The sequence below is a fragment of the Legionella lytica genome (assembly GCF_023921225.1).
In the GTDB taxonomy this organism is placed as follows: Bacteria; Pseudomonadota; Gammaproteobacteria; order Legionellales; family Legionellaceae; genus Legionella; species Legionella lytica.
In genome coordinates this window covers 2,955,931-2,972,385 of record NZ_CP071527.1, presented here as the reverse complement: position 1 = coordinate 2,972,385, position 16,455 = coordinate 2,955,931, and the positions used below count along the sequence as shown (strand labels likewise).

Here is a 16,455-nt window from a genome sequence, read left to right as displayed (position 1 = left end):
GCTTAACCAGGAACAAATCAACGTAGGCTGGGCTGTAAAGCCCAGCAAAGCATATTGAATTCCGCTCCTAATTTAGTTATAAACATCAAAAAGGAATACAACAAGAGTCCAATTTATGCATTACAGAAGGATGCTAATACCTGGCGCCACGTATTTTTTCACATTAAATTTGCAAAACAGAAACAGCAGGTTACTTACAAACCAAATCGCAGCCTTAAGAGATGCTTTCAAAAGGGTTCAGCAGATACATCACTTTTATATCGATGCCATTATTATCTTACCGGAACACTTGCATATGATAATAACTTTGCCGCCCAATGCTCTTGACTATTCTAAACGATTAAGCCGAATAAAAGCGATTTTTTCCATGCAAATACAATCTTATGAATCAATATCAATTTCTCGACAGAAAAAACGTGAACGTGGTATTTGGCAACGCAGGTTTTGGGAGCACATGATAAGGGACCAATCAGATTATGAGCATCACATTAATTACATCCATTATAATCCGGTGAAACACGGTTATGTCAAAAATCCTTCTGATTGGCCTTATTCAAGTATTCATCGTTTTATTCGCCAAGGGATATTTAGTGAGGGCTGGGCGAGTGATGCTTCTTTGATGCGATCTGGTTTTGGTGAGTGGTGATAAAAATCTGCTGGGCTTAACAGCCCAGCCTACTAAATCTTTTCTAAGTTTTGACTCGTAAAGAGCTTTTGTATTCTATCCGATCCTATTTGGCATGATGAGTTATTTTCACCCACGAGCAAAAGTTTTTCGACTAAACGCTACTTTTTCAGCTACAGATTCATTTGGATGTTCTTTTTGATGGGCTTCAATGGCGCGGTAACGCTTGAGGCCACCTTCGCGGTTCGCAATTTGGATGTTTAATCCCGGACGTGCATTTAGCTCCAGCATTAAAGGACCGTGGTCTTTATCGAGTACAATATCCACGCCAAGATAACCTAGACCGGTTAAATCATAACAGCTGGAAGCAATTTCCAATATTTTATTCCAATAGGGTACTTCGATTCCAACAATTGGGTTTAGGGTATCAGGGTGATAATCAATGGTGTCATTATGAAATACTCCACCTAAAGTTTTTCCCGTAGCTAAGTCCACACCAACGCCAATGGCGCCTTGGTGGAGGTTCGCTTTCCCGCCTGATAATCGCGTGGGAAGTCTTACCATCGCCATCGCGGGATAGCCTAATAATGAAATAATGCGAATGTCGGGGATGCCTTCATAACTTACTTCGGCAAAGACTGGATCAACAACCACACGTTTTTCGATAATAGCATAGTCAGAAGAACCGCCCAGACTGTAAGCGCCAGATAATAAACAGGATAAATGGTAGCTCAACTCTTGAGCTGTAGTCAGTTTGCCATTAATTTGGCGATAACGTCCGTAGACCTTATCTTTAAATACTAAAATACCATCGCCGCCAGAGCCACGAGCAGGCTTCACCACAAAATCATCGTAAGGAGCAAACAGTGTTTCAATCGACTTAATTTGCTGTTCTGTTTCGATGATTTCATATAAGGGCGGAACGGCAATACCCGCTTGCAGGGCTAGCTTTTTAGTCTTAAGTTTGTCATCAACTAAGGGAAACAATTTTCTTGGATTATAACGTAATACAAAATCCGTATTCCGTTGATTAATACTTAATATCCCATGGTTTTTTAAACGGCGAAACAAATTAATCATTATTCTCTCGCAAGCACTTTAAAGCGTTTTAACTCAAACAATCGATAGCCGCGATATTGGCCAAACCACAAAATGAGCGCGAGTAATACTAAAAGTAATTCAGGGAAGGCAAAAATTAAATATTGCAGAGGCTCATAACTCATTGCCCAATAAGAAATTACCGCTGCAAATAAGCTACCAACCCCTGATTTGATTGCCTCTGATGCACCACGCTCATCCCAGGTGATGCACATACGCTCAATCGTCATGGTTAAAATAACCATGGGGAAGAGGGCTACAGATAAACCGGCATCCAAACCAAGATTTTGACTGACCACACTAATAAAGATCATGAGTAAAATGACCACCGTAAGGATGGCAGCCAATCGCGGCACCAAAAGCAGTCGCAGTTGATCGAGATAAAAGCGTGCTAAAAGCCCGAAAGATACAATGGTGACAAAGAGACAAATTCCCCAAATGACATGGGTTTCTCTAAACGCAAGGGCAATTAATACTGGCATAAAGGTACCGAAGGTCTTAATGCCGATAAAATTGCGGAGAATTAAAATAATAAAAGCCCCAATGGGTACGGTAAGCAAAATTTTATAGATCGCCTGGACGTTTACTGGCAGCTGCAATAATGAAAAACGTAATAGTTGGGAGTCTGACTGCAAGCCACGTGATTTGGCAATGCTTAAGGCATTAATGGGGGTGGGGGATATCGTAATATTAAATAATGCTTTTTTACCACCAGTAACGTCATATACGGGTTCATTGCCGTATTGCCAGATCAAAAAGTCTTTGGGTAAACCTGCACCACCAGTTTTGGGATTAATATAAAGCCAGTTTTTGCCATTAAATACTGCTAAAAAGAATTTCAGTTCAGCTTTATTTTGCTGTGATAAATAAATGCCTTTTACGGGCATGGCCGAAATTTTTGATTGATTCAAAATCAAGATGGCGGCATCAACGATTTGCTCATCGGTGAATTCATTACCAACCAGTAGTTTGGCGTTTCCATCTTGCTTATTCAGTTCTTTAACCGTACTTTGCGCAAAAGTTTTAATATCTGCAGAGGTTTGTCTGACTTGATTGGTGATTGTTTCTACTGCAGATTTTTGGCTTTCATTTAATGGCTGTGACTTGATTGCGGTTGGAGCGCCTAAAGGTGATTCATTGGCATCAGTTTGTCGGAAGATCGCCCGGTAATACAAGGACTGTGCCCCATGCGCACGTCTTATGGACCATACGGTTTCTCGGTTATCACCATTGAGGTTGGTGGTTACTCCATAGTTTCGTGAAACGAAGTACTCATCGAGAATGGCGAAGTGTGGTGGTAAGTAGGGAATATTGAAACTAGCTTTAATAGGGGTGCTGGGGTCAGCAACAAAGCGCAAGTTGGATTCTACCATCCAACTATTAACTGTTTCCGTATCTGTTAGCGGCACGTCCAGTACGAGATGCCGATACAAAAAGATTCCCGTTCCTAAAATAAATAACGTGAGGATAAGACCATAAACGTGACGCGTATTGTTTTTCATTATTTCTTACTGCTCTGGGTTTTAACGGTAAAAGTCAAGGCAGGATCTACTGCACCATTAAATGCAATAATAGCATCCCTACCCAATAATAAAGGGTAATTGAAACGTTTTCGGTTGGTTAAATTAACTTTAATGGTTTTAACGTCATCTCCAAGTTGTATTGGCAGTAATACCACAGGGCGTTTGATGGGCTCATGGGGTAATAAGCCATCATGTTCACCTGCTCGGACTTTAATTTTTACGCGACCCTTATATTCCCCTTCGAAAATGTAGTCCCCAGTTTTAGTCGGTACCGTAAAGCGTAAATAAGGCACTCCTTTTACGTTTACTTCCGTAATATTGGTTGCATTTAATGATGCTGATTTCGCGCCGGTATCTAATTTTGCAGATAAGACTAAGTCTTTCCCCGGGAATGAAATTTTTTCAACATAACCATAAATGTGTACTGCGTCTTTTGCCATAAGGGGTCCAGCCATAAGTGACATAAAAATAAAGAGAGCAGATATTGTTCTCATTTAATCCTCGTTCCTGAGTTGTATATACCTTAAAAATTACAAAGGTATAGAAGTTTCAATCATATTGGAGCAATATCGTAGCAGGTTTGCTCCCTAAGTCACAGCTGTAAATGGGGTTCATTAAATATTTTTTGTCAGGAGAAGATTGTGTTATCATTAACGATGGCCGTCGAAATTGTGTTTTTTTGATTCAGTGTGGATTCATAATTGACATCAAGTTTAATAAAGAATATAATACTTTTCAATCTTAACTGATGGCCCGTGTGTGACGCATGTCTCTTAAGAATGAAGAAGATTCGTCGAAAAAGCATAAAGAATTAGTGTTCTTATTGGCAATAGCCGGTCTTATCGATGCGCAAACTGTTCTTCTAGCTCAAGAGCTGGAGAAAGGCCGCACTGTTCATCACGTATATAACGTCTTTGATTCCCTCAGCTCTTCCTACAGCATGTTCAAATTCTTTTTTGAAGTATGCATTTCCAGCAGTAATGATCCTGATTTAATGCGTCGAGTCTTGTGTTCTCCTCAGGGGATGTCCTTATTCATTAGTGAAGCTCTGTTTTTAGTTGGTTTTGCTTTTTTTGCTAGTTACTTTGAGAAAGAAAAAAATAAAGAACCCGGAAAACGCGATGAGATGAAATATCTTATTGCAGCCGCTTGGCCTTATTTTCGCGATATGATGAAAGGGATGAAAAATGCATATAAGGGATGGAAAAGCTTAGTTCAAATTATTGCTATTTTAGGTGCCGCAGATCTCAAATTTCTCATCATTCCGGTAGGATTGGCTTTAGGACTAGTGGCAACTCTTAATCGTTTTCTACAGCGTTCGACAGAAGAGCAACGCAAAAAGAAAATGAGCGTCAATAAAGATTTGCTAAAACGCCTTAATGACAAAAGCATGCCCTTCCTAACTAAAGAAGAGCATGATGATTATTTAAAAGACCCAAGCAAAATTCAATATCAATCGATGAGTGAACGGGCACTTGATTTGCTTGCTCGCGGCTTAGGTGGTTTGATCGATAGCCTTTATTTGTATGCTGGCGTGATAGGTCTGGCTACCTTGAGTCCAGAAGTATTTGCGGTTATGGCTGGATTTACGATAATTTTTACCCTGTCTTGTGTTGCTGCGCGCCTTTATGAGGGATATGAAGCACAGCGAGAGCTATTGGCGACGCAAACGCGATGTAAACTGGCCTTAGTTGCTAAAGAATTAGAAACGACTTATGGGAAGTTAGCGCGCTCCGAGAATGCAAACTCTCAGGATATGAGGCGTGACGTAGCCCGCTTAATGGCACAATTTATTTTATTGCACAAAGAATTAAAAGAGCAAACGACTCCAAACTATGCCACGGTGTTTTTCTTAGGTATCAAAAATGGTTTATTTGCCTATGGTGTATTAACCAGCTTTTTATTTATGGCTACGTCTGTATTTAGCATAGGTACGGCGTTTTTTCCGCCAGCATTATTAATTGGTATTATTTCATCGGGTATTGCGTCAATCATTAGTGTTACCGCATTTTTGATGTACTCTCATCGTCAATATTTGCAAGAGCAAAGCCAGAGGCATACTGTTGCTGACGAGGCGCTTCAGCAGCTTGGTCAGTTACAAAATAATATAACTTCGGACAATTGCACGGCCCCTTCATTTGAAACATTGAAACAATGGCTTGGTGATGCGCGTAAGCCGGCAGACACGCAAAAATCGTTAACCCAAGAATGGCTTGAAGTTTTTCGCTCCTTCTTTTCTGGGATTTCCAAGGGAAATAATTTTGCAACCTTAATCGCTTTAGCATTTTTACAGACAGATCCTCAAGACCATGAACATGGTCCATCGGCGATGTTGATGCTTACGGTTGCGAGTGCAGCGGTGTTTTCAGCGGTCTTATCACTGCGGGCCTTAGCACGTGGATTGGGTAGAGATAATACAGCTAAAAAAGAGGTTGTTATTACCGAAAAAACCCCTGGTGAGGTAACGCAAACCAAGGTCGCTGGGGAATCAAGCGAGGGTACTGAAAAATCTCCGCCTGCTTCCCTTAAAAGAACGATTTCCATTCCCAGTCTTATTTCACATCTTGGCTTCTTTAGAGCAAACGAGTCCACCGCAGTTACAGTTTCACCGCGGGAGCATACAATTCAGGGTTTAACGTAGGATCGTTATACATTTTAAATTGATGATACACTCTAAATGTACGTTTTTTCGCTAAAATTTCATTAACAAAGGTATCTAAACAAAAAGCCAATTGTTCTAATTGTTGCTGAATCACTGTTAATTTGTCGTAACAGGTGCGACGATGCTCTTCAGCCACGTCCTGACGCTTAGTTTGTAAGGCCATGTGATATGATTTAAGCGCTAAAATGGATAAGCGATCAATCATCATTCCTGGCGACTCAGAGTTAACGGGGCATTGGTCGTGCGCAGCAGGTTGTAATAGGTTAAAAAGCCAAGTATCCATTGCTTCCATACGATTATTACGTGCTTGATTGCATTGATCAATTTCACGCTTGGCCTGATAGACAAATTCAGGACCCATATCATCACGACGGGCACGGTCTTCAGCATGCCAGAGTTGATAATTAAAGGCGTGATTTTCTTCAACTAGACGATAAAAACCATTATGTTGGGAGGATACCCCTGAAGCTTTCCATTGAGTAATACATGCGTGATGTAGTTCAGTAATGGTTGATGTCTGAATTTGTTCCGACATATTTTATCCTGCAAATATAAAAAACAGGAAGTGTACCCTAAAAAAAGTAGTCGGATCCATAGAAAAGTGGTCGTTTAGTAGCCAAAATATTTTTTGTAAATGGTTTCGTACGTTCCATCAGCCTCCATTTGCAATAATGCGGCATTAATTTTATTAATCAGCAGGGCGTTCTTTTTCAAGGCTACGATGCCATAACCCATACCAATATCAAAGGGCTTTCCAATTACTTTTAGATTCTGTACATTATTGATAATATATTTACTTACGCTAGCGTTGAGTAGTAATGCATCCACTTGCCCAGAGGTTATTCCAGAAACTAGCCCATTAATCCCATCGTATTCAATGACATGATCTGGCGCAGTAAATTTGCTTAACACCGTATTTCTGACGTTATTTGATTTAACCACGCCGATTTTTTTGCCTCTAAGATCATCAATAGAATGGATGCTGGTATTCGTGTTTAAAATCATAAATTGACTTTGGCTGGGTAAATAAGGAAGGCTATATAGGTAATCTTCATTGGGAGTTAATACTACAGGTGCTGGCAAAAATGCCACATCCACCTGACCTGCACGCAACGCGGCTAATTGCTTGCCCACATCAGTAGCTTTATATTTACAGGTATTATCCGTGCGTTTACAGATTTCATTCATTAATTCGATGCAAAAACCATAGAATTGTCCTGTATGGCCAATTTCTGAGGCAAAAGGAGGAACAAATCCTATAACACCGACCTCTACTTGGGCACCATAAGCGAAAATATTTCCCAATAAGAGGACTAAAAAAGTGATTAGCTTCATGCTAAGCATCCATGATGGATATATTTTAAATTTAGGCTGCTAAGATAACAGTGTCAAACTAATGCAAAAATGTATTGATTTTCCAATTATTTTTTAGCTAAACAGCGATCTAATGCATTAGCAAAGGCAGTTTTTTCTTTGATGCTTAATGCAGGTGGTCCGCCAATGTTATGGCCACTAGCACGTAGTTGTTCATTTAGATCACGGATGTTTAAACGCTGTCTTATGTTATTTGTGGTATAAAGCTCGCCACGCGGGTTAAGAGCTAGAGCATGTTTGGCAATTACTTCCGCTGCGAGTGGAATGTCTGCGGTAATTACCAGATCATGTGCTTGAACATGGGTTACAATATAATGATCAGCTTGATCAAATCCTTTTTCTACTTGCACTGCACGAATGAAGGGAGAGTTAGGGTAATTAATAAAGGAATTAGCGACAAGGGTCATTGATGTTTTAGTGCGATTTGCGGCACGGAACAAAATTTCTTTAATGATTTTGGGGCAGGCATCGGCATCTATCCAGATGTGCATAGGGTTTGTTCCTTTTGTAGCAGTTAATGCGAGTGCCATTTCGAAAATGGTACTAGTAAGCAGTAAAGGGTAATTATATAATTTTTATTATACCGTGATAAAGCATCTATGGAGAACAACATGAAGGTTATAGCAATTTTAGGATTATTGGCGCTGTCTTTATCAGCTAGTGCAGCCGAATCTAAATTACCTGTTGGTTGTCAGCCGGTGATGGTGCAAGGAAATGCGGTAACCATTCAAGCAGATAAAAAAGCTTTAATTTTTATTCATAACATCACCGCCATTGATATGTGGGTTACTCACCCCGTGAACAATCCCGGAGCGAGTGCCGGCTGGACCAGTCGCATAGAAGGCGGAAAATGGGCTGCCTTGTCCTTGGAAAAAGGTCCTTTTGCATTGACCTGCATTGAATCCAGACCAGGGCATGAGCAACAAGTTCCCTGTGAGGGTACCATTGCCGTGTGTAAATGGAACAAAGTGAAATTTCCTGAAAATGCGCAAGGAACATTCTGGGCTGCAGAGAATATGTCTTTGCCTGCATTAAAGGCTGCAGTTGGTGGACGAGGTTATGTGTTACCTCGTTAACAGGTAAATCATTGCTACTTATAAAGATAAGTGGTACAAGAGAGCAAATTATGATTAAGTTATACTATGACAATAAATATAAATGTGGTGAACGGTGAGTAAAAAATCAAAAGATCCCTTTCATGAGCGGGAAAGTGAAAAATACGCGGACCCAATCCCTAGCCGTGAATTCATTATGGATGTCCTTAATGAATACGGTAAGCCGATGTCGCGCAGTCATTTATTTGAAAAATTACATTTAGATGAGCGTAAACAAGAGACCATGGGATTTCGACTCAAGGCCATGCTGCGTGATGGGCAAATTATGCAAGACCGTCGCGGACGCTTTTGCCTGCTCCAAAAAATTAATTTGTCACGCGGAACAGTGCAAGGCCATCCCGATGGTTTTGGTTTTTTCATCCCGGATGATGGCTCGGATGATATGTTTTTATCCGCTAAGGAAATGCGTGCAGTAATGCATGGCGACGTTGTCTTAGCTTATCAAGTAGGCGTTGATCGGCGCGGCAGACCCGATGCGAAAATTCATGAAGTTTTAGAGCATGCTAATGCATCCATTGTCGGGCGTTTTTTTTCCGAGCATGGTGTTTCTTTTGTGTTACCGGACAGCAAACATTTAACGCAAGATATTTCCATTCCGCAAGAGTTTGTTAATGGCGCTAAAAATGGCCAAATCGTTTTGGTGGAAGTAATCGCCTTCCCCAGCAAACGGGCGCAGGCCATTGGTAAAGTCATCCACGTATTGGGCGAGCATATGGCTCCAGGTATGGAGATCCAAGTCGCTATTCATGCTCATGGCATTCCTTTTGAATGGCCTGATGATGTCAGTATTGACGTAGCAAAAATTCCGCAACAAGTGACTGAAGAACAAATAAAAGGACGTACTGATTTACGCTCTTTACCTTTTGTGACCATCGATGGCGAAGATGCCAAAGATTTTGATGATGCTGTTTATTGTTATGCAAAACCCAAGGGTGGTTTTCAGCTTTATGTGGCCATTGCGGATGTGAGTAATTATGTCCAGCCAAATTCTGCATTAGATAAAGAAGCGGCTCGTCGTGGTAACTCGGTTTATTTTCCGGGTAAGGTAGTACCCATGTTACCTGAGGCCTTATCTAATGGCTTATGCTCACTTAACCCTCATGTCGACCGCTTATGTATGGTTGCCGAAATGGCGATTAGCAAAGAAGGTAAGATTGGGCGTTCACGTTTTTATCGTGCGGTGATTCATTCACACGCTCGCCTAACGTATACCCAGGTTGGTAATTGGTTGGCGCAGGGGACTAGTGATGAAAAGCACGCTCCACTTTGGTCAATGATTAGCGGGCTTTATGATTTATATAAGGTATTATTAGCCACGCGCAAAACTCGCGGTGCCATGGATTTTGAAACGACTGAAACACGTATTGAATTTGATGAAAATAAAAAAATTAAATGCATTGTTCCAGTGATTCGTAACGATGCGCATAAATTAATTGAAGAGTGCATGTTAGCGGCTAATGTGGCTACAGCACGTTTTCTTGAACGCGCGGAGATCCCTACTTTATACCGTGTTCATGCGGCTCCTGAAGAAGATAAAATTACAGCGTTAAGGCAATTTTTAGGGGAGTTGGGATTACAATTATCTGGGGGTAAAAAGCCAGGACCTAAAGATTTTCAACGCACCATGAATGCCATCGTTGATAGACCAGATAGGCATTTGATTGAGACGGTGATGTTACGCTCTTTAAAACAGGCGCATTACGTTGAAGCGAATGAGGGGCATTTTGGACTTGCCTATTCGGCCTATACTCATTTTACTTCACCCATTCGTCGTTATCCGGATTTATTAATCCATCGTGCGGTAGGACATCTCTTGGATAATCATCCAATTCATGAGTTTGATTACTCGCATGATGACATGAATCGTTTAGGCAAGCATTCCTCAATGACAGAGCGTCGTGCTGATGAAGCCACTCGCGAAGTGGTTAGCTGGCTTAAATGTGAATACATGCAAGATAAGCTGGGACAAGTCTTTAATGGACGTATTTCGGCAGTAACCAGTTTTGGAGTTTTTGTTGAGTTAGATGAGGTTTTTGTTGAAGGTTTAGTGCATGTTACTTCACTGAAGAATGATTATTATACTTTTGACGCTGTAAAACATCGACTTATTGGTACACGAGGCGGGCAAGTATATCGTTTGGGCGATAAAATGACCGTTTTAGTTGCTCGAGTTGATTTAGATGAACGTAAAATCGATTTTGAGCCAGTTGTAGAGGACACAAAAAGTCATGAGTGAGCAATTTGTTTATGGGGTACACTCCGTTTCTGCTTTATTAGCTAATCCACACCGAGTTGTCCGTAAACTGTTTATCAGTCAGGAGCGTATGGATAAACGCGTGCAGGATTTATTGGATAAAGCCATACACGCAAAAATCAGCATCGAAAAGCTAAGCATGCAACAAATGAATCAGCGTTTTGCTGATTTTACCCATCAGGGAATCGTCGCTAGTGCTTCTGCATTACCAGAATATAATGAGTCGCATCTTCTTCCTTTATTAGAGGCGAGCAAAAGCCCGGCATTGATCTTAATTCTTGATGGTGTTACCGACCCGCATAATCTTGGCGCTTGTTTACGTAGCGCCGATGCAACTGGCGTTGATTTTGTCGTTATTCCTAAAGACAAAAATGCCAGTATTACTCCCGTAGTGAGTAAGGTTGCTTGTGGGGCTGCTGAATCGGTACCACTCGTGCGTGTTACTAACTTAGTGCGCAGTATGGAAACGTTGAAGGAACAGGGTGTTTGGATTTATGGCGCTGCTGGAGAAGCAACGCAAACACTTTACCAAACAGACTGTACTGGCGCGATGGCGATTGTAATGGGAGCGGAAGGTGAGGGTTTACGTCGCTTAACCCGCGAACATTGTGATGGTTTATTCTCTTTGCCCATGTTAGGCAGTGTTGATAGTTTAAATGTATCCGTAGCCACAGGCGTTTCTTTGTATGAAGTACTAAGACAAAGAAAAGGGAGTGGGTTTTAATGAGTGATTTAAAAATTAAAGCAGCAAAAGCAGCTTTAGATTATATTGAAAATGATACGGTAGTTGGCGTAGGTACCGGGTCTACGGTTAATTTTTTTATTAAAGAATTAGCAACTATCAAGCATAAAATCGATGCATGTGTTGCCAGCTCTAAAGCCACCGAAGCGCGATTACGTGCTGAAGGTATTCCCGTAATTGATTTAAATTCCGTGCAAGAGTTGCCTGTGTATATTGATGGAGCTGATGAGGTGCTTACTCATGGCGAAATGATTAAAGGCGGCGGTGGGGCTCATACCCGCGAGAAAATTGTTGCTGAAGTAGCCAAAAAGTTTATTTGTATTGTGGATGAGTCAAAGGTTGTTAAGCAACTAGGACAATTTCCAGTGGCTGTCGAAGTGATTCCCCAGGCACGTAGCATGGTTGCACGACATTTAGTGCAATTAGGTGGTGATCCAGAATATCGCGATGGTTTTGTTACTGATAATGGGAATATTATTCTCGATGTGTTTAATCTGAATTTTGATAATATGCAGGCGTTGGAAGATCGCTTAAATACAATCCCGGGCGTGGTTGAGAATGGATTATTTGCTCATCGTTTAGCCGACGTTATTTTGGTTGCATCCCCCGAGGGTATAAAGAAGTTAAAAGGCTAATGGCGTGTTTTAACCCTCTCAATTTTGGCGCGGATGGGTAGGTTGGACTCATAGCCCAACATTGAACTCTCTGTGGCACGATGCCTTGTTGGGTCATGGCCCTAGCCTACATAAATATACAAGAATGAGTTTTAAAAAATTTAACTAACTAGGTTTTAGAATCATGGGTAAGTGCAAAGTTTTTGTAAATCGAATCCTCAATATGAAAAAAATCAAATTAATTGGTCTGGACATGGACCATACCTTGATTCGTTATCACTCAGAGAATTTTGAGTCTCTTGTGTACCAGTTAGTTAAAGAACAATTAGTGGAAACAAAACATTATCCAGACGCAATTAAGAAGTTAAATTTTAATTATCATGATGCTATTCGTGGTTTAGTAGTGGATCGTAAAAACGGTAATATTTTAAAACTAAGCCGTTATGGGGCCATTAGACAAAGTTTCCATGGAACTAAATTAATTGATTTTGTCGAGCAACAGAAAATTTATCGCAGTACCTATGTGGATTTAGGCGATCCAAACTATATGGCAATCGACACTTCGTTTTCTATTGCCTTTTGTGTCCTCTATGGGCAATTAGTGGAGCTTAAAGATACCTTGGGCGATAGTATGCCGAACTATCAAGAAATAGCTCAGGATGTGCAAGCGTGCGTGGACAAGGTACATTCGGATGGCAGCTTGAAATCGATTATCAGCAAAAACCTGTCTACCTACGTAATTAAAGATCGCGCTTTGGTGGATGGTTTAAAACACTTCATTCATCATGGCAAAAGAATATTCATACTAACTAACTCTGAATATTCATATACTAAACTTCTTTTAGATTATGCAATCACCCCGTTTCTTGAGAAGGGAGAAAGTTGGGCAGATTTATTTGAGTTTGTGATTACTTTAGCTAATAAACCCCGTTTTTTTTACGATAATTTGCGCTTTTTAGCCGTAAATCAAGCTAATGGTGCCATGCATAATCTCATCGGCCCCATTGTCCCAGGAGTTTACCAGGGAGGTAATGCGAAGAAATTTACTGATGATTTACGGGTGCGAGGGGATGAGATCCTGTACATTGGTGATCATATCTATGGTGATATTCTACGTCTGAAAAAAGATTGTAATTGGCGTACGGCCTTGGTTGTCGAAGAGTTAGGTGAAGAGATTGATGCTCAAAAACGGGCTATGCCTATCGAACGACAAATTAGTGAAACGATGGACGTGAAAAAGGATCTAGAGTCCAATTATGTGCTCTTACATACACAAAGTATTGATGAAGGTTCTACTATATATCAGAATGAGCTGCAAGAATTACAGACAAAAATCAGTCATCTGGACGCGCAATTGACCAAATTAATCAAAGAGCAACAAGCCTTTTTCAATCCTAAGTGGGAGCGAATCTTCCGAGCGGGGGCTGAAGAAAGTTATTTTGCCTATCAGGTAGATCGCTTCGCATGCATTTATATGGAAAAGTTATCTGATTTATTGGAGTGTTCACCTATAACGTATTTCCGTGCCAATAGACGATTACTCCCCCATGATCTCGAGGCCTAATCGGGTCCAGCAACGCTACTTTTGCATGGATGTAGGTTGGCGCTGAGTGTAACGAAGCCCAACAACGAAGCTCCAACTTCACACACATATTGGCTCCGCGCGAACCTACATTAAGAAGTGGCTCGCTTGTTTGCCGCTATTGTGAACAAAGTGAAGGAGCCTAGTATCAGGCTCCATGTACCATGCCCATCTTTAATGAGCCGCATCCCAATTTTCTCCAGTGCCAATGGATACCAGCAAAGGAACGGAAAGTTGCACTGCATGCTCCATCAAGTGACGAATTTTCTGTGCACATGATTCAACTTCTTGCTTCGCTACTTCAAAAACCAATTCATCATGCACTTGCATAATCATTCTGGCAGGCGGATTTACTTGATTGTTTTGCCAGTCAGCAATGGAAATCATTGCTTTTTTAATAATGTCCGCTGCAGTACCTTGCATCGGCGCATTAATCGCGGTACGTTCAGCCGCCTTTTGGCGCATCATATTACGCGTATTAATCTCTGGTAAATACAGTCGTCGTCCGAATAGGGTTTCCACATAGCCATTTTGATGAGCCTGTTGGCGGGTACGATTCATATACTCTAAAACTTTGGGATAGCGATGAAAATAAGTATCGATGTAGCGCTGTGCATCTTGACGATCTACACCAATTTGTTTAGCCAATCCAAAAGCAGACATGCCATAAATCAAGCCAAAGTTCACCGCTTTGGCTCGGCGACGATACTCCGAGCTTACCTCATCGCGTGGTACTTGGAAAATTTCTGCAGCAGTTGCCGTATGAATATCCCAGCCATTGGCAAAGGCGGTAAGCAAGTTATCATCTTGAGATAAATGCGCCATGATACGTAACTCAATTTGTGAGTAATCTGCTGCTAAAATGAGGTGTTCAGGGGGGGCAATAAATGCGGTGCGAATTAGGCGGCCTTCTTCATTGCGGATAGGAATATTCTGTAAATTAGGCTCACTTGAGGACAGGCGCCCAGTTGCAGCCACTGCCTGATTATAAGACGTATGTACTCTGCCAGTTCCGGCACTAATCTTTTTCGGCAAGGCATCAATGTAGGTAGAAACCAATTTGCTTAATCCGCGGTATTCTAAAATAACGGCGGCCAAGCGATAATCAAAAGCGAGCTCTTGCAAAACTGACTCAGCAGTTGAGGGTTGGCCTGTAGGGGTTTTGGCAATCACAGGCAGCTTTTGCTCATCAAACAAGATCTCTTGTAATTGTTTGGGCGAGTTCAAATTAAAGGGTTTTCCTGCCAGCTGTAACGCCTCGGTCTCAAGCTCTTGAATGCGTTCTTTCAGGCGCTTGCCATGGTGCTCTAAAGTCACGGCATCGATCAGCACACCTTGCAACTCCATATCAGCAAGCACGGTCACCAGGGGCATTTCAATGCGATTAAATACCTCTTGCAATGGCGCTTCCATCATAGGGAATAACTTATGGTGTAACTGGAGCGTGACATCGGCATCTTCTGCGGCATAAACGCCGGCTTTATCAACAGGGATTTGGTCAAAACGTAATTGCTTTGCGCCTTTGCCTGCAAGTTCTTCAAAGGTAATGGTTTTATGGCCTAGATATTTTAAGGATAAGGAGTCCATGTCATGACGACCGGCACTACTATTTAAAACATAGGATTCAAGCATAGTGTCGTATGCGATGCCTTGCAGATTAATGCCGTGATTTTTTAACACGGAGTAATCATACTTAATATTTTGTCCGATTTTCTTAATTTTGGGATTTTCCAAAATAGGTTTTAATTGGGCTAGTACGTCTTCTCGGTTTAATTGTGGGCTGCCATCTGTGTGGGTAAAGGGGATATAGGCGGCTTTTTGCGGTTCAATAGCTAGTGATATGCCAACAATTTCTGCCTTCATAATATCAATATCGGTTGTCTCAGTATCGATACAAAATTCGTGGCATTGTTCCAACTGTTGTATCCATGGAGCGAGTTGCTCTTTGCTGGTTACTAGCTCATAAGTTGTAGCGATGACACTCGTTTCTGCTGCATGCTCTGGCTGGCGTTCTTTAGGTTCTAAAAGTTCTTTTAGCCAGTTCTTGAATTCAAGATCACGAATTAGTGCAATGAGTGACTCTTTGCTTACCGTCTTCGGCTTTAATTCATGGATGTTTAAGGGTAACTCTAAATCGGTTTTAATGGTCACCAGTTTTTTCGATAAGGGCAGTTGGGGAATGCTTGCACGTAAATATTCCCCAATTTTTCCAGTGATTTGTGCTGCGTTCGCCACCAGGTTATCTAGGGTTTGATATTCAGTTAGCCATTTCACTGCGGTTTTAGGGCCGCATTTAGTCACTCCAGGAATATTATCGGAGGTGTCTCCTACTAGGGCAAGATAATCAATGATTTGTTCTGGTGTCACCCCAAATTTTTCTTTAACCCCGGCAATGTCCATACTGGAATTGTTCATGGTATTAATCAGGCTAATATGCTCATTAACCAATTGAGCCATGTCTTTATCCCCAGTAGAAATTACTACAGGAATTCCTTGTTCAGTGGCTTGCCTGGCGAGCGTGCCAATCACATCATCTGCTTCTACCCCGTCAACAATCAGCAGGGGTAATCCCATTGCTTCTAATAATTGAATTAATGGTTGAAATTGCGAGCTTAATTCTTGAGGCATAGGAGGGCGATGGGCTTTATATTCCGGATACCATTCATCGCGGAATGTTTTTCCCTTGGCATCAAAGACTACTGCGAGTTCTTCTGGCTGATAATCTTTAATCAGTTTTTTGATCATGTTTGCAACTCCATAGACCGCCCCTGTGGGTTGGCCTTTGGAGTTGGTTAAAGGGGGAAGTGCATGAAATGCCCGAAAAAAATAGGATGAGCCATCGATGAGAATTAATGGTGCCTTCATT

14 protein-coding genes are annotated in these 16,455 nt (G+C 41.4%); 7 read left to right on the top strand and 7 right to left on the bottom strand.

Annotated elements, in window-relative coordinates; genetic code table 11:
- Positions 1 to 115 precede the first annotated feature (115 nt).
- Positions 116 to 646 carry an REP-associated tyrosine transposase gene (locus J2N86_RS13070; RefSeq protein WP_252579896.1) on the top strand — a complete coding sequence of 177 codons (531 nt, stop codon included), beginning with the start codon at positions 116 to 118 and terminating at the stop codon, positions 644 to 646.
- A 108-nt stretch (positions 647 to 754) separates the two neighbouring features.
- Here the strand turns inward: J2N86_RS13070 and J2N86_RS13065 are convergent, their stop codons facing one another.
- Genes J2N86_RS13065 through J2N86_RS13055 form a run of 3 tightly spaced genes read right to left on the bottom strand, consistent with a single transcriptional unit; the run spans position 755 to position 3,686 of the window.
- Positions 755 to 1,705 (bottom strand): alpha-L-glutamate ligase-like protein, encoded by a 951-nt coding sequence (locus J2N86_RS13065; RefSeq protein WP_252579895.1) that lies wholly within the window; start codon positions 1,703 to 1,705, stop codon positions 755 to 757.
- The gene (locus tag J2N86_RS13060; RefSeq protein WP_252579893.1) at positions 1,705 to 3,225 is read right to left on the bottom strand and encodes an inactive transglutaminase family protein; all 1,521 of its coding nucleotides are present in this window, start codon (positions 3,223 to 3,225) and stop codon (positions 1,705 to 1,707) included. Before J2N86_RS13060 ends, J2N86_RS13065 begins: the two co-directional genes overlap by 1 nt.
- Positions 3,225 to 3,686 (bottom strand): ATP-dependent zinc protease family protein, encoded by a 462-nt coding sequence (locus J2N86_RS13055; RefSeq protein WP_252579892.1) that lies wholly within the window; start codon positions 3,684 to 3,686, stop codon positions 3,225 to 3,227. The genes J2N86_RS13060 and J2N86_RS13055 overlap by 1 nt, the downstream gene beginning before the upstream one ends.
- A 326-nt stretch (positions 3,687 to 4,012) precedes the next feature.
- On the opposite strand from J2N86_RS13055, the gene J2N86_RS13050 reads away from it, so the two are divergent.
- Positions 4,013 to 5,887, top strand: coding sequence for a hypothetical protein (locus J2N86_RS13050; protein ID WP_252579891.1), 1,875 nt, complete (start codon positions 4,013 to 4,015; stop codon positions 5,885 to 5,887).
- On the opposite strand, the gene J2N86_RS13045 is transcribed toward J2N86_RS13050, so the two are convergent.
- From J2N86_RS13045 to J2N86_RS13035, 3 genes are all read right to left on the bottom strand, one after another.
- Entirely contained in the window at positions 5,844 to 6,443 is a 600-nt protein-coding gene (locus J2N86_RS13045) for a DUF4254 domain-containing protein (RefSeq protein WP_252579889.1), read from the bottom strand. The two genes, J2N86_RS13050 and J2N86_RS13045, sit on opposite strands and share 44 nt — an antisense overlap.
- A 74-nt stretch (positions 6,444 to 6,517) precedes the next feature.
- Positions 6,518 to 7,243: a transporter substrate-binding domain-containing protein gene (locus tag J2N86_RS13040; RefSeq protein WP_252579888.1), complete on the bottom strand. Its 726-nt coding sequence runs from the start codon at positions 7,241 to 7,243 to the stop codon at positions 6,518 to 6,520.
- Between the two features lie 86 nt (positions 7,244 to 7,329).
- On the bottom strand, positions 7,330 to 7,773 hold the full coding sequence (locus J2N86_RS13035; protein WP_252579886.1) for a YaiI/YqxD family protein: 444 nt from the start codon (positions 7,771 to 7,773) through the stop codon (positions 7,330 to 7,332).
- A 120-nt stretch (positions 7,774 to 7,893) separates the two neighbouring features.
- Between J2N86_RS13035 and J2N86_RS13030 the strand changes: the two genes are divergently transcribed.
- From J2N86_RS13030 to J2N86_RS13010, 5 genes are all read left to right on the top strand, one after another.
- Positions 7,894 to 8,358, top strand: coding sequence for a hypothetical protein (locus tag J2N86_RS13030; RefSeq protein ID WP_252579885.1), 465 nt, complete (start codon positions 7,894 to 7,896; stop codon positions 8,356 to 8,358).
- A 94-nt stretch (positions 8,359 to 8,452) separates the two neighbouring features.
- Complete coding sequence (rnr, locus tag J2N86_RS13025) at positions 8,453 to 10,633, top strand: ribonuclease R (protein ID WP_252579884.1); 2,181 nt, start codon at positions 8,453 to 8,455, stop codon at positions 10,631 to 10,633.
- Positions 10,626 to 11,375: a 23S rRNA (guanosine(2251)-2'-O)-methyltransferase RlmB gene (gene rlmB / locus J2N86_RS13020; RefSeq protein ID WP_252579883.1), complete on the top strand. Its 750-nt coding sequence runs from the start codon at positions 10,626 to 10,628 to the stop codon at positions 11,373 to 11,375. Before rnr ends, rlmB begins: the two co-directional genes overlap by 8 nt.
- Positions 11,375 to 12,028: a ribose-5-phosphate isomerase RpiA gene (gene rpiA, locus J2N86_RS13015; protein WP_252579882.1), complete on the top strand. Its 654-nt coding sequence runs from the start codon at positions 11,375 to 11,377 to the stop codon at positions 12,026 to 12,028. Before rlmB ends, rpiA begins: the two co-directional genes overlap by 1 nt.
- A 163-nt stretch (positions 12,029 to 12,191) precedes the next feature.
- On the top strand, positions 12,192 to 13,571 hold the full coding sequence (locus J2N86_RS13010; protein WP_252579881.1) for an HAD-IG family 5'-nucleotidase: 1,380 nt from the start codon (positions 12,192 to 12,194) through the stop codon (positions 13,569 to 13,571).
- A gap of 192 nt (positions 13,572 to 13,763) precedes the next feature.
- On the opposite strand, the gene polA is transcribed toward J2N86_RS13010, so the two are convergent.
- Positions 13,764 to 16,454, bottom strand: a complete 2,691-nt coding sequence (gene polA / locus J2N86_RS13005; RefSeq protein WP_252579880.1) for a DNA polymerase I — start codon at positions 16,452 to 16,454, stop codon at positions 13,764 to 13,766.
- Position 16,455 lies beyond the last annotated feature (1 nt).

Coding starts and splice junctions, on each gene's coding strand:
- J2N86_RS13035 (WP_252579886.1), bottom strand. CDS start 7,773: ATGCACATCTGGATAGATGCCGATGCCTGCCCCAAAATCATTAAAGAA.
- rlmB (WP_252579883.1), top strand. CDS start 10,626: ATGAGTGAGCAATTTGTTTATGGGGTACACTCCGTTTCTGCTTTATTA.
- J2N86_RS13040 (WP_252579888.1), bottom strand. CDS start 7,243: ATGAAGCTAATCACTTTTTTAGTCCTCTTATTGGGAAATATTTTCGCT.
- J2N86_RS13050 (WP_252579891.1), top strand. CDS start 4,013: ATGTCTCTTAAGAATGAAGAAGATTCGTCGAAAAAGCATAAAGAATTA.
- J2N86_RS13030 (WP_252579885.1), top strand. CDS start 7,894: ATGAAGGTTATAGCAATTTTAGGATTATTGGCGCTGTCTTTATCAGCT.
- J2N86_RS13045 (WP_252579889.1), bottom strand. CDS start 6,443: ATGTCGGAACAAATTCAGACATCAACCATTACTGAACTACATCACGCA.
- J2N86_RS13070 (WP_252579896.1), top strand. CDS start 116: ATGCATTACAGAAGGATGCTAATACCTGGCGCCACGTATTTTTTCACA.
- rpiA (WP_252579882.1), top strand. CDS start 11,375: ATGAGTGATTTAAAAATTAAAGCAGCAAAAGCAGCTTTAGATTATATT.
- J2N86_RS13060 (WP_252579893.1), bottom strand. CDS start 3,225: ATGAAAAACAATACGCGTCACGTTTATGGTCTTATCCTCACGTTATTT.
- polA (WP_252579880.1), bottom strand. CDS start 16,454: ATGAAGGCACCATTAATTCTCATCGATGGCTCATCCTATTTTTTTCGG.
- J2N86_RS13010 (WP_252579881.1), top strand. CDS start 12,192: ATGGGTAAGTGCAAAGTTTTTGTAAATCGAATCCTCAATATGAAAAAA.
- J2N86_RS13055 (WP_252579892.1), bottom strand. CDS start 3,686: ATGGCAAAAGACGCAGTACACATTTATGGTTATGTTGAAAAAATTTCA.
- J2N86_RS13065 (WP_252579895.1), bottom strand. CDS start 1,705: ATGATTAATTTGTTTCGCCGTTTAAAAAACCATGGGATATTAAGTATT.